The organism is Brucella lupini, from assembly GCF_002252535.1.
In the GTDB taxonomy this organism is placed as follows: Bacteria; Pseudomonadota; Alphaproteobacteria; order Rhizobiales; family Rhizobiaceae; genus Brucella; species Brucella anthropi.
Genome location: NZ_NNRN01000065.1, coordinates 42891 through 55596 on the forward strand (window position 1 = coordinate 42891; position 12706 = coordinate 55596).

The window sequence follows — 12706 nt, forward strand, 5'->3', positions numbered from 1 at the left end:
GCTGCTGCCGAAATCCGGCTGCAGCCTATTCTTATCGGTTCGGCTTGTCGGCGTTCGATGTTCTGCATGTGTCTAGACGACGGCCGGTCGGTTGCATTTCTGAAGGGCACAAAATGGAAAAAGCAGATATCGGAATGGTCGGCCTTGGCGTCATGGGCTCCAACCTGGCGCTGAACATAGCCGAGAAAGGCTACACGGTAGCCGTCTATGACCGTGATGAGCCTGTGCTCAAAGCCTTCATGGAAAAGGCTGGCCCGCTGCGCGACAAGATCATCCCTTGCCCCACTTTCGAGGATCTGGCTGCCAATATCCGCAAGCCGCGTCCCATCATCTTCCTCATCAAGGCAGGCGCTCCCGTGGATGCCGAAACCACCCGCCTCAAGGCTTATCTTGAGAAGGGCGATATCATGATCGACGCCGGTAATTCCGATTACCGCGATACGGTGCGCCGTCTGAAGGCACTTGGCCCCAACGACCCGACCTTTGTCGGCATGGGCGTTTCCGGCGGTGCGGAAGGCGCACGCCATGGCCCGTCGATGATGGTCGGCGGCACTGAGGAAGCCTATGAGCGCATCGCACCGATCCTGCTTGCTGCCGCCGCCAAATATAAGGGCGAGCCCTGCTGCGCGTTGGTCGGCCCGGATGGCGCCGGTCATTTCGTCAAGACAATCCACAATGGTATCGAATATGCCGACATGCAGATGATCGCCGAAATCTACGGCATCCTGCGGGACGGCCTCGGGCTTTCGGCTCCGGCCATCGGTGATGTGTTCGAGAAGTGGAACGAAGGCCCGCTCAACTCCTATCTGATCGAAATCACCGCCAAGGTGCTGAAGGCGACCGATCCGGAAACCGGCAAGGCGATGGTCGACATGATCCTCGATGAAGCCGGTCAGAAGGGCACGGGCCGCTGGGCGGCCATCGAGGCGCAGATGCTTGGCGTTCCGGCAACGGCAATCGAAGCCGCTGTTGCCGCGCGCTCGCTGTCCTCGCTGAAGGCTACGCGTGAGCTTGCCGCAAAGGCCTACAAGCCGGGTTCGCGCAGCCTCGACATTTCCGATCAGGCAAAATTCCTTGCCGATCTGGAGCAGGGCCTGCTTGCTGGCAAAATTGCTGCCTATGCTCAAGGGTTTGCGGTGATGGAAGCCGCCTCGCAAGAGCATGGCTGGAACATTCCGCTTGCCGAAACGGCGCGCATCTGGCGCGCAGGCTGCATCATTCGTTCGCAGCTTCTGGACGATATTGCCCATGCCTTCGAAGACAGCGAAAGCCGCAACCTGCTGCTGGCACCTGCTTTTGTCGAACGCATGAGCAAGGCTTCCAAGGGCCTGCGCCAGATCGTCGCCAAGGCGGCACTCGCTGGCCTGCCTCTGCCAGCGCTCGGCTCAGCGCTCAGCTATTTCGACAGCTTCACGCAGGCGCTCGGCACGGCCAATCTCATTCAGGGCCAGCGCGACTTCTTCGGTTCGCACGGCTTCAAGCGTATCGATAAGGATGGTGATTTCCACGGTCCCTGGGGCGAATAAAATTCGCTATAATTGAAAAAGCCACCCATCGGGCGGCTTTTTTATTTTAATCTGCCAGCACGAGCAGATCATGCGAGGCAAAATGCACCGTCACCTTGTCACCGCGCTGCGGCGGAGGCTGGGTGGGGTCGTTGAACGTGTCGAACGACAGGCGGTTCTTGCCAAGCGCCACACGTGTACGGATGACAGAGCCGAGGAAGTGCACGTCCTCGATCGTCGCATCCAGCGAGGTATCGTGGCTCTTGCGTGCTTCGAGGCTGACAGCTTCCGGGCGCAAGGCCAATGTGACAGGCTTGCCCTTCGGATGATGGTCGAGCTTTTCCTGCACGGTGATGGTGCGGCCGTCGAGTTCGATGCTGTTCTTGCCGGGTTCGCTAACCGAGGCTTCCAGCATGTTGAGTGTGCCGACGAAAGATGCCACGAAGCGTGAGGCAGGGCGGTTATAGATGTCGAACGGCGAGCCGATCTGGTCGGCGCGGCCTTCGTGCATGACCACGATGCGGTCGGAAATCGACAGCGCTTCTTCCTGATCGTGGGTGACGAAGACGGTGGTAATGCCAAGCTTCTGCTGGATGGCACGGATTTCTTCGCGCAAGGATATACGGATTTTCGCATCCAGCGCCGATAGAGGCTCGTCGAGCAGAAGAACCTGCGGCTTGGTGGCAAGCGCGCGGGCCAGTGCCACGCGCTGCTGCTGGCCACCGGACATCTGATAGGGATAACGATCCGCCAGATGGTCGAGGCGGATGAGGCCGAGCATCTCCTGCACGGTGGCGTCGATTTCCGCCTTCGGCTTCCCGGCAACGCGCAGGCCGAACGAAACATTCTGCGCCACCGTCATATTCGGAAAGAGCGCATAGGCCTGAAACACCATGCCGATATTGCGCTGGTTGGGCTTGAGATCGACCACATCCTTGCCGTCGATTTCGATGGCGCCGTTATCGGGCGCTTCGAAACCGGCGATCATGCGAAGAACGGTTGTCTTGCCGCAGCCCGATGGACCGAGGAAAGAAACGAATTCGCCTTTTTTCACGGCGAGGTTGAAATCGTGGACGACGGTATTGGCGCCGAAGCTCTTTTTCAGGTTTTTGATGTTGAGAAAAGCCATGAATGTTACCCGGCGGTTGTCTTGAATTTATTGAGGCGCGAGACGAGCTGCAGCATGATGATGCTGAGCCACGTGATGCCGAACGAAATGATCGCCAGCGCTGACGGTTCGTAGGCGCGGTTTGCGCCGACCAGCTGCAGGTAGGGACCGAAGGCCGGACGGTTCAGAAGCGAAGCCAGCGTGAATTCGCCGATGACGATGGCGAATGTGATGAAGGCACCGCTCATCACGCCGGAGATGACGTTAGGGAAAATCACCTTGAACATGATGCGGCCCCAGCCCGCGCCGAGGCTCTGGGCTGCTTCGGTCAGCGTGCGAACATCAATCGTGCGCATCGCTGTGTCGACAGCGCGATACATATAGGGCAGCGACAGCGTCATATAGCCGAACATCAGGAGCAGGTCGGTCGCGCGGGTGGATGCCGTGAACGGCAGCCACGATGACGAGTTGTAGATGCGCAAGTAACCGAACACGATGACGATGGCCGGAATGACCAATGGCATCAGCGTGATGAATTCCATCACCGGGCGCAGTTGCGGCAGGCGCAGGCGCACCCAATAGGCCGTAGGCACCACCAGAAGAACACCGAAAACGATGGTGAGCAAGCCAAGCAGAATCGAATAGCCGAAGGTGGCCTGGAAGTTCGGATCGGAGAACACGACCCGATAGGCATCGAAGGAATATTCGCCGCGCCGCATACGCAGCGAGAATTCGAACGTGCCGATGAGCGGCACGAGGAAGTAGATTGCGCCGATCAGGAAGGCGATCCAGGCCCCAATCTTCTGGGCATTAATGCCTTTCTTTTTCATCGCTGCCACCTCTCGGCGCGAATGCGCAGCCAAATATAGATGAGGTTCGAAACACCCGTAATGACGATCATGCCAAGTGCCAGCGCGTAGCCGAGGTTCTGGTTATGCAGAACGTCGCCGCGGATCTGGGCATAGAGCAGGATCGGCACGATATTGAGCGAGGAGCCCGTCAGAGCGTAGGCGGTTGCGATTGCGCCGAAGGCATTGGCGAACAGCAGAAGCGTCGTGCCGAGCAGGCTCGGCCACAGGATCGGGAAGGCCACCATGCGCCAGTATTGCGCAGTGGTCGCACCCAGAATGGATGAGGCTTCCCGCCATTCCTTTTTCAGTCCGTCGAGCGCGGGCGTCAGGATCAGCACCATCAGCGGTATCTGGAAGAACAGATAGGTCAGCGTCAGACCGAAGAAGGAGAGCAGGTTGAAACCTGTCGAATAGAGATTGAAACCGAACCACTCCCTGAGCAGGATCGTCACAAAGCCGGTTCGCCCCAGTGTCGCCAGAAAGGCGAAGGCAAGCGGCACGCCTGCAAAGTTCGATGCTACGCCTGAAAAGGTCAATACCGTCGGGCGCAGCCACGAAGGCAGGTTGCCGAGAACGACCGCCCAGGCCAGAAAGAAGCCGATGATCGCGCCGCCAATGGCCGATGCGAGACTGACCTTGATCGATACCCAGTACGCGCTCATGATTTGCGGCTGGAACAGATCGTGGATGTTCTGGAGCGTGAAGTTTCCGGCCGGGTCCTGAAATGCACCGATGATGAGATACATCGTCGGCCAGATCAGGAACAAAATGGCGAAGATGAAAAACGGTGTCACGCCAAGCCATGACAACGGAAGTCGGCGCTTGCGCACTCCGCTGGGGGCTGATGTTTCGGCTATTGAACTCATACGTTCTTTCTTTAGACCGGTTCCCGCCAGAACGGAACTGACAGAACCGTTTCGACTTTTGTTCTTGTTTTTTGCGATCGGCAGGCTGCCATTCGCCCCTGCCGGAAATAGCTAGTATTCTTTTTGAACTGCGCATCCTGTTTGCCAAAGAGCGAGACGCTGTTTGGAAAAGAGGACCGGCGGCTCAGATGAAAGCCGCTTTGATATCGCGCCGACCGTTGAGATACGCCGATCTGAATAAACCAGATCAATGTATCTCAACTTTTGTTCTGCACCGCGCATCTTTTCCGAAAACCGTTTCACACTTTTCGGGATGCGCTCTAAGGCCGACGCGATATGTGTTCGATGCGACAAGTGTGTACTTGGCGCTTACAGGTCCTTACTGAACGTTTGCGCCCACGACGCTGTCCCATTCCTTGGTGATCGTGGTCTGTGCGGCCTCAATCTGTTCCAGGGTCGGGAAGATAGCCTTTTCATAGGCTTCTGCCGGCGGCAGCTTGTCGAGCAGTTCCTGCGGGATCTTGCCAGCCTTCGCCATTGCATTGAAGCGGATCGGGTGGCAGTAGCCCTTCAGATAGCCGAGCTGGCCTTCATCCGAATAGATGTGTTCCATCCACAGTTTCGCAGCGTTCGGATGCGGTGCGTAGGCGCTGATTGCCTGAACATACACGCCAGCGATGACGCCCGACTTCGGAATGACGGTTTCGATTTCCGGGTTGCCCTTGAGCGTGTCGCGGTCGGCGAGAGCGTTATAGTCCCAACGGACGACGATCGGGGTCGAACCCTGTGCCAGCGAGGCAGCCTTGCCGATGACCGGAACGAAGTTGCCGTTGGCATTCAGTTCCTTGTAGAATTCAAGGCCCTTCTTGCCTGCAGCTTCGCCCGGTTCACCGCCACGGGCGATACCGGCGGCATGAACGCCGAGGATGGCCTGTGCGGAAACGCGCGGATCGCCTGCAAGCGCAACAGAGTTGGCATAGTCGCTCTTGAGAAGGTCTTCCCAATCCTGCGGGATATCCTTGACGATGTCCTTGTTCACTTCAAAGGCCAGAACGCCGTAATAATCGCCGTACCAGTAGCCTTCAGCATCCTTGGCGCTGTCCGGAATTTCGTCCCATGTTGCAACCTTGTAAGGCTGGATGAGGCCGTCCTTCTTGGCCGATGCGCCGAAGGCGAAGCCGACGTCGATGACGTCAGGAGCCTGCGGGCCCTTGTTGTCCTTGTTGGCCTTGATGGCTTCGATTTCATCGCCCGAACCGGCGTCCGGGTTCAGTTCGTTGACCTTGAGGCCGTACTTGTCCTTGAAGCTCTTGATGATTTCGCCATAGCCGCACCAGTCATGCGGGAGTGCGATGGTGGTCAGTTCGCCTTCTGCCTTGGCAGCGGCGATCAGTTCGGCTGACGGTTCAGCAGCGGCGATGGAAACCCCGGCAACGGCGATTGCCGTCGAAAGCGACAGCAGACGCGCTGTGTAAGCAAGCATTGTTTGACTCCCCTGTTTAAGGTCCGGCGAACGCCCCCGGTCGATTCCGGTGCTCGCGCATTCCCGATACCCGCCCTACATGACGGTTGGATGACAGTTTATGGATTGTCACAAACTGTCAGCGGTGGAAAGTGAAACACGTTTTCAGGGACTTAGCAATTCATCCGTTAGCGGGAGCAGCATTTTTATGACAGGAAATGTGACAGCAAATTCACCGCTGTCACAATTCTGCGAGAGGCTTTTCCCTGCGCGACAAGGGTTTGTCCCAGCGCGGCATCAATGTCGGATATCGAGGATAAACGAAAACTTCCGAAAGTTGAATGAACCCTTGCGGGTTTCGTATGAAGTTGTGAGGTGGAAGGTTTAATGCCCTCCACCACCACCGGCGACCTGCTTCGGTTTGCGCAGCATAACGGCGCAGACAGCAAGCGAGCAGAACATCATCGTGAGAATGAAGAACACATCGATGAAGGAGAGCAGGGTAGCCTGCTGGCGCACAATGCCGGAAAGCTTGGCAATGGCGATTGTTGCGCCGTCCATGCCAGCCGCATTGTATTTGGCTGTCAGACTGGCGATCATTTTCTCCGCTTCGGCATTGCCCCAGCGGACATGCTCCGCCAGACGCTCATAGTGCATGTCACCGCGACGGGTCAGAATCGTGTTGATCACGGCAAGGCCAACAGCGCCACCCAGATTACGGGTCAGGTTGAAAAGACCCGACGCATTTTTCAGCAGAGCAGGCGGAAGCGTGCCGAGCGCCAGATTGTTGATCGGCACCATGCAAAGCATCAGTGAACAACCGCGCAGGATCTGCGGTAGCAGCAGTTCGTAGAAATCCCAGTCTGCAGTGAGGCCGGTCACCATCCATGTGCCTGCCGCAAAGCCGAGGAAGCCGATCATCATCATCAGACGCGGATCCATGCGGTTTGACAGGAAGCCTGCCAATGGCGCGGTGAAGAACATGGCAAGGCCGCTGACGAACAGCGCTTCACCAATCATCAGGGCATCGTAGCCGCGTATGCTGCTGAGATAGAGTGGATAAAGATAGGTAAGGCCATAGAGGCCGACGCCCATCACGAACGAAAACAGTGAGCCAAAGGCAAAGTTGACGTTCTTGAAGGCGCGCAAGTCCACAATGGGTTCTTCAGCCGTGAAGGCCCGGAAGAAGAAGAGAATACCACCGATGATCATGACGCCGGTCAGAATGAAGATGGCTTCATCCTGCAGCCAGTCGTTACGCGGGCCTTCTTCAAGCACATATTCCATCGAGCCGAGGAAAGCTGCCATGCCGGCAAGGCCCCACCAGTCGAACTTGCTGAGGAGCGAACTGTCGCCTTCGTCGAAGTCGATGAGGTTCCATGCGGCGATGGTGACCAGAATGCCAGGACCGACATTGACCAGAAACAGCCAGTGCCAGGAGAAGGCGTGGCTCAGATAGCCGCCTACCGTGGGGCCGATGGTAGGCGCAAGCGTTGCCACAAGGCCAATCATCGGCGAGACGATCGAGCGCTTGGAAGGCGGGAAGATGGTGAAGGCAGCCGCGAACACGCTGGGGATCATGCCGCCGCCGATGAAGCCCTGAATGGCGCGGTAGACGATCATCTGCTCGATGTTCGTCGCTGTCGCACAGAGCATACTTGCGAGGGTAAAGCCTGCCGCCGAAAGGGTGAAGAGAACGCGCGTCGACATCAGGCGTCCGAGGAAGCCCGACAGCGGAATCATGATGACTTCGGCAATCAGGTAGGATGTCTGAACCCAGGATATTTCGTCGGAACTGGCACTCAGACCCGCCTGAATTTCAGCAAGCGATGCCGAGACGATCTGGATGTCCAGGATCGCCATGAACATGCCGAACACCATGGCCAGAAAGGCTACGGCCTTCTTCGGGTCGATGCGGTCATCCGCCGGGGCTACTGGCCCCATTGTCGTATCTGCGGCCATGACGGCGCACTCCGGAATGGAAGAGAAAGGCGGCGCGAAATCCGTTTCGCCGCGCCGCCATGTGTTACTTCAATAGGATCTGCCGATTTCGATCAGTCGGCTTTTTCGTCGGGTGCCGTACGCGTATCGATATCAACCACGACACTCAGGCCCGCGCGAATCTTGCCGGATTCGAGCGCTTCCTTCGGGATCATGATGCGAACAGGAACGCGCTGCACGATCTTGGTGAAGTTGCCGGTTGCATTTTCCGGAGGCAGCAGCGAGAACACTGCACCCGAGGCCGGGGCGATGGACGCGACCTTGCCGTCGAATTTCGTGCCGTCGATTGCATCGACATAGATATGCGCGGTTTCACCGGTCCTGATCTTTGCGAGCTGCGTTTCCTTGAAGTTCGCGTCGATATAAAGCTCATTGACCGGAACAAGTGCCGCGATTTTCTGGCCCGGCGAAACGAGATCACCCTTCTTGCCAGCAAGATTACCGATCACACCGTCGAACGGCGCGCGCAGCGACGTGAAGGAAAGATCGCGCGCGGCTTTATCGCGGGCAAGTTCCAGCGATTTCATCGTGCTGTCGGCTTCGCTATATTGAGCGTTGAGCACTTCGATATTGGCCTTGGCGGAAGCGATCTGCGCATCGCCGCCAGCGACCTTGGCGCGTGCCTGGTCCAGTGAGGACTGCGCCGTATCGAGATCAGCCTGCGCGACGAAACGCGTTTCGTGCAGCTTCTGCACGCGTGCAATCGTGTTTTGCGCATTGGTCAGGACTGCTGTTGCGGCCTGCTTGTCGGCATTGGCCTGCAGAAGAATGGCCTGCGCAGCATCGGTCTCAGCCTTGATGCGGATGAGGGTCTGCTTCTGGGTTGCGAGCTTGGCTTCTGCTTCATCGAGCGCGATCTGGTAATCACCCGCGTCAAGCTGGAAGATGACGTCGCCAGCCTTGACCTGCTGGTTCGCGACCACCGGGATGTTTTCGATATAGCCCGTAACCTTCGGCGCGATGGACGCAATATCGCCCTGCACATAAGCGTCGTCGGTTGAAACCATGAAACGTCCAACTGTCCACCAGTCATAGGCAAACCAGAGGCCTCCGGCGACCGCGACCGTCAGAATGCCGGGAAGAAGGACACGTTTGCCGAAGCCCTTTTTCTTTGCAGGTTCTTTGGCAGTTTCCTTTGGGGCGGCTTCCTGCGGGGTCGGTACGGTATGGGGCTGCGATCTCTCGTTCAGAGGCGCCTCACTTGTCGCTGGCTGGGTTGCCGAGGCGAAGTTCTTGGCGTTGGGGAACGGATGAATATCGGCCTTATCAACGGACTTCGGGGCGGACATAGGGGAAACTTTCTGCACATCCTTCGGATTGAACCGTTCGGTTCGATGTTGACATAGATCAATAAGATGCGCATATCAAGAGGATATCGAACCGCTTGGTTCGAAAAAAGTTAAGAGTCTCGAAGAATGAAGCCTGATCGCAACACCAAAGGAACACCGGATACGATGATGCATGACCGGAACCGGCATGATGAAAAAGGTGTCGGCCGACCCGGAAACAGCAAATCGTCCTGCTCCGAAACGGAATGCGGTCGCACGCGGCTCGGCGCCGGTCAGGACCCTGCAAAACGCCGCCAAATCCTTGAAGGCGCTCAGGATGTGTTCCTGCGCATGGGGTTTGACGCAGCCAGCATGAACGACATCACGCGCGAGGCTGGCGTGTCGAAGGGAACGATCTACGTTTACTTCAACAGCAAGGAAGATCTGTTCGTCGCACTATGCGAGCATTACCGCGATACAATGTTTCGTGAACTGATCGAAAAACTCGACAAGGGTTTTAATTCGCGCCAGCAGTTGACCGACTTCGGCGTGGCGCTGGTCACGCTGATAACCTCGCCGACGGCAGTGCGCGCGCAGCGCATTGTTCTGGGTGTCAGCGAGCGCAAGCCCGAGCTTGCAGCCCGCTTCTACGAGCGCGGACCGAAGCGCAGCCTCGTTCTCATGGCCGAGTATCTCGATGATATGATTAAGAATGGCGAACTGGAGCCTTTCGATCCCGAGAAAATGGCCTATCAGCTCTCCGATTTGTTCCTGTCTGGCCTCTATCGGCCTCGCCTGTTTGGCGTTTTGCCGGAACCGCCATCGGCGGAAACGATTCGTAAAAACGTTGAGCTCGCCATCGACTTTTTCTACCGTGCCTATGGCACGGAGCAGCGAAGTGTTCAAAAAGAGAACAGTTGATTTTTACAAATCGATTTAGAAAATTTTATTTTTGGCTCAATCTATAAATTTTGCTTGAGGGCCATAATTTACGCACTGTTCTTGTGTGTAAAGGATTGCAATCCATTAATTGCGGGTTGCCAGAGACTACATTTTTTATGTCACTTATAAACGATTGAAAAGTTCTAGGGACACGATTCGCTGATATTTCAAGACGGCAACAAAGTAACCCTCGGACTTGCGTACCAAGGATATTGTAAAAATGACACTCGATCTCATTCATTTTCCGAATTTTAAGAAGACCTTCTTTGGAACGGCCTTCCAAAGCGACACCCTTGCTCTCCTGACGCGAATTCGCGATGAGATCGGTTGCCGCCACATCATGCATACCTATCGCGGGCGCATGGGTGACTGCACGAAAACCACTTCTTCCGATCTGACAGTCGTGATGACCGTGCCGACCTCCTGGACTGCGCGTTATTCCACCAAGAATTATTTCGTCATCGATCCGATCTTTCAGGAAGACGCGCCTTATTTCCAGAATGATGCCAGCGGTATCGTTCGCGATCTTCAGGAAGATGCCAATGAGTGCCCGTCCATTGCTGAACTGCTGCAGGATGCGGAAAAGCACGGACTGGGCAACATCTTCGTCGCCGTGTCAGCCCGGAGCCAGAAAGGTGCTGTGGGATGCACCTTGTTCATGTTCGAGATGAGCCCCGACGAGGATCGCGAGCAATTTGTGGCCAAGCTTCGACCGCGCCTGCTGAGTCTGTCCGGGATCATTCATTCAGCCTTGTGCGGCTGCAAGGATGTTGCGACGGTCGCAAGCCTTCTCACCCCGCGTGAAGTCGACTGCCTGCGTTGGGCCGCGAACGGCAAGACGGACGGAGAGATTGCGGAAATCCTGAGTATCGCGCGCTGGACCGTCGTGACCTATCTCCAGAATGCGAAGATCAAGCTCAACTGTTCCAACCGCACGTCGGCTGTCGCGACGGCGCTGTCGCTCGGCATTATCGAAATGCCGGAAGTTCACCATCTGGTGTAGTTCAGCCGCAGTATAAAGACCTGATTATAACGACACCGGATGCTGAGACATCCGGTGTTTGTTTATTCTTCTCGCCACATCTGCCTTGCGCAAACCACTCCGCACTTTTGCTGGAAATGCTTCAGGCCCTTTTTCTGAGCGGCAGGCGTGCGGCGTCGAATGCGTTGGCAAGCCTCGCCGTATTCTTGGCCGGGTCTTCATCCGCATCTTCGAAGGCGATATGGTTCAGCTCTACTCCGGCAGTCTTGTCGGTCAGCGTCAGGCGGAAATAGGCATAGACGCCCTGATTGCGGAATTCCATGTCGAGCACGATGGCTGGAGCCGACTGCCAGTCGCAGAGATATTCGCCGCCATGGCCGAGTTCCAGCGTGCCGGGAAAGAAATAAAGCTCGGTAGCTGAACTGACGATATCGGCGATATTGGCAAAAAGCTCGCAGCGTATGAAAGCAATGTAATCCGCCGGATCGACCAGACGAAGATCGGTTGCGACCTCAACCAGGTTCTGGGCAATAATCGCCTCGCGCTCGTTCGAGAATTGCAGGCTCTTCATGGTTTCACCGCCGATCTGGGGGAACAGGCTGTCACTGTTCTGAAATATATAAAAATCATGGCTATTCATCAATGTATCGCGTGCCGTGCATTGATCACCCGGATAAGCTCGGCAACAGCCTTGTAGAATTCGGGCGCGATCATCTGGTCGACATTGACCTGTTTATAGAGCGCGCGCGCCAGCGGAACGTCCTCGAATATCGGGATGGAATGCTGCGCTGCAATCTCTCTTATCTTCAGTGCTATGAGATCCTGTCCCTTTGCTACAACGATCGGGGCTGCATCCTGATCGGGCTTGTAGCGCAGTGCTACGGAAAAATGAGTCGGATTTGCGACGATCAGCGTTGCCGTCGGAACGGTGTTGATCATGCGGCGGCGCGCACGGTCGCGGCCAAGCGAACGCAGGCGCGATTTGACCAGCGGGTCGCCTTCCGACTGCTTCAGTTCGTCTTTGACTTCCTGTCGCGTCATGCGCAGTTCCTGCCGCCAGTGAATGCGTGACCAGGCAAGGTCGAATGCCGCAATTGCGGTAATGGCCAGAACATTGGCGACGAGCAGGCGCACCATGTTCTCGCGCAGAAACTCCGGCAAGGCGCTCGGGTCGGAAGCGACCGCATCTGTGAAAAGACTGTTGCCGTTGAAGAAGACGACAAAGACGATGACACTTGCCGCCAGAAATTTCGCCAGCGATTTGAGGAATTCCACCTGACCGGCGCGCCCGAAAATCCGCTGCCAGCCTTTAAGCGGAGATATGCGGGATGCCTGCGGGCGGATGCGTTCGCCAACGAAGCGCGGCGCATTCTGGAATGCGGAGGCTGCAATACCGGCAAGCGGAATGATGATGAACACTGGCACCAGGGCTGCACCGACTGCCAGCGCCAGCACGCCAAACAGGCGGCTTGCATCTTCCGCGCTGTTGAGGAGCCAGTCCTCGGGGCGGTCGATTAGTTCGCGCAGGAAGACGGCGAGCTTCGTGGTGGCAGGCCCTGCGACAAAGACCGCGATAATCAGAAAGGAAGCGATACCGGCGAGGATCGGCGTTTCGCGGGAGAAGGGCATATTGCCCTTTTCCAAGGCGTCGCGGATCTTCTGCTCGGTGGCTTCTTCTGTTTTGCTTTCCTTGTCAGCATCATCTGCCATGGGTCACACAG

11 protein-coding genes are annotated in these 12706 nt (G+C 56.8%); 3 read left to right on the forward strand and 8 right to left on the reverse strand.

The genetic code is table 11. The features are described from left to right. The first annotated feature begins 113 nt into the window (after nt 1–113). On the forward strand, nt 114–1526 hold the full coding sequence (gene gndA / locus CES86_RS26695) for an NADP-dependent phosphogluconate dehydrogenase (RefSeq protein WP_012093528.1): 1413 nt from the start codon (nt 114–116) through the stop codon (nt 1524–1526). A 46-nt stretch (nt 1527–1572) separates the two neighbouring features. Here gndA and CES86_RS26700 read toward each other — a convergent pair whose 3' ends face one another. The 6 genes from CES86_RS26700 to CES86_RS26730 form a co-directional block, all read right to left on the reverse strand. Then, nucleotides 1573–2634 (reverse strand): ABC transporter ATP-binding protein, encoded by a 1062-nt coding sequence (locus CES86_RS26700; protein ID WP_010660707.1) that lies wholly within the window; start codon nt 2632–2634, stop codon nt 1573–1575. A gap of 5 nt (nt 2635–2639) precedes the next feature. Beyond that, nucleotides 2640–3443 carry an ABC transporter permease gene (locus CES86_RS26705; RefSeq protein ID WP_010660708.1) on the reverse strand — a complete coding sequence of 268 codons (804 nt, stop codon included), beginning with the start codon at nt 3441–3443 and terminating at the stop codon, nt 2640–2642. Next, nucleotides 3440–4330, reverse strand: a complete 891-nt coding sequence (locus tag CES86_RS26710) for an ABC transporter permease (protein WP_010660709.1) — start codon at nt 4328–4330, stop codon at nt 3440–3442. Before CES86_RS26710 ends, CES86_RS26705 begins: the two co-directional genes overlap by 4 nt. A 379-nt stretch (nt 4331–4709) precedes the next feature. Then, nucleotides 4710–5813 (reverse strand): ABC transporter substrate-binding protein, encoded by a 1104-nt coding sequence (locus CES86_RS26720; RefSeq protein ID WP_010660711.1) that lies wholly within the window; start codon nt 5811–5813, stop codon nt 4710–4712. Nucleotides 5814–6176: 363 nt separating this feature from the next. After that, nucleotides 6177–7754: a DHA2 family efflux MFS transporter permease subunit gene (locus CES86_RS26725; RefSeq protein ID WP_010660712.1), complete on the reverse strand. Its 1578-nt coding sequence runs from the start codon at nt 7752–7754 to the stop codon at nt 6177–6179. Between the two features lie 92 nt (nt 7755–7846). Beyond that, complete coding sequence (locus CES86_RS26730) at nt 7847–9082, reverse strand: HlyD family secretion protein (RefSeq protein WP_094515872.1); 1236 nt, start codon at nt 9080–9082, stop codon at nt 7847–7849. A gap of 126 nt (nt 9083–9208) precedes the next feature. On the opposite strand from CES86_RS26730, the gene CES86_RS26735 reads away from it, so the two are divergent. After that, on the forward strand, nt 9209–9982 hold the full coding sequence (locus CES86_RS26735) for a TetR/AcrR family transcriptional regulator (RefSeq protein WP_029929827.1): 774 nt from the start codon (nt 9209–9211) through the stop codon (nt 9980–9982). Nucleotides 9983–10223: 241 nt separating this feature from the next. Beyond that, nucleotides 10224–11006, forward strand: a complete 783-nt coding sequence (locus CES86_RS26740) for a helix-turn-helix transcriptional regulator (RefSeq protein WP_010660715.1) — start codon at nt 10224–10226, stop codon at nt 11004–11006. Nucleotides 11007–11127: 121 nt separating this feature from the next. On the opposite strand, the gene CES86_RS26745 is transcribed toward CES86_RS26740, so the two are convergent. After that, complete coding sequence (locus CES86_RS26745) at nt 11128–11556, reverse strand: hypothetical protein (RefSeq protein WP_012093524.1); 429 nt, start codon at nt 11554–11556, stop codon at nt 11128–11130. Nucleotides 11557–11624: 68 nt separating this feature from the next. Beyond that, entirely contained in the window at nt 11625–12695 is a 1071-nt protein-coding gene (gene flhB / locus CES86_RS26750) for a flagellar biosynthesis protein FlhB (protein ID WP_010660717.1), read from the reverse strand. Between the last annotated feature and the right edge of the window lie 11 nt (nt 12696–12706).

Coding starts and splice junctions, on each gene's coding strand:
- gndA (WP_012093528.1), top strand. CDS start 114: ATGGAAAAAGCAGATATCGGAATGGTCGGCCTTGGCGTCATGGGCTCC.
- CES86_RS26700 (WP_010660707.1), bottom strand. CDS start 2,634: ATGGCTTTTCTCAACATCAAAAACCTGAAAAAGAGCTTCGGCGCCAAT.
- CES86_RS26705 (WP_010660708.1), bottom strand. CDS start 3,443: ATGAAAAAGAAAGGCATTAATGCCCAGAAGATTGGGGCCTGGATCGCC.
- CES86_RS26710 (WP_010660709.1), bottom strand. CDS start 4,330: ATGAGTTCAATAGCCGAAACATCAGCCCCCAGCGGAGTGCGCAAGCGC.
- CES86_RS26720 (WP_010660711.1), bottom strand. CDS start 5,813: ATGCTTGCTTACACAGCGCGTCTGCTGTCGCTTTCGACGGCAATCGCC.
- CES86_RS26725 (WP_010660712.1), bottom strand. CDS start 7,754: ATGGCCGCAGATACGACAATGGGGCCAGTAGCCCCGGCGGATGACCGC.
- CES86_RS26730 (WP_094515872.1), bottom strand. CDS start 9,082: ATGTCCGCCCCGAAGTCCGTTGATAAGGCCGATATTCATCCGTTCCCC.
- CES86_RS26735 (WP_029929827.1), top strand. CDS start 9,209: ATGAAGCCTGATCGCAACACCAAAGGAACACCGGATACGATGATGCAT.
- CES86_RS26740 (WP_010660715.1), top strand. CDS start 10,224: ATGACACTCGATCTCATTCATTTTCCGAATTTTAAGAAGACCTTCTTT.
- CES86_RS26745 (WP_012093524.1), bottom strand. CDS start 11,556: ATGAAGAGCCTGCAATTCTCGAACGAGCGCGAGGCGATTATTGCCCAG.
- flhB (WP_010660717.1), bottom strand. CDS start 12,695: ATGGCAGATGATGCTGACAAGGAAAGCAAAACAGAAGAAGCCACCGAG.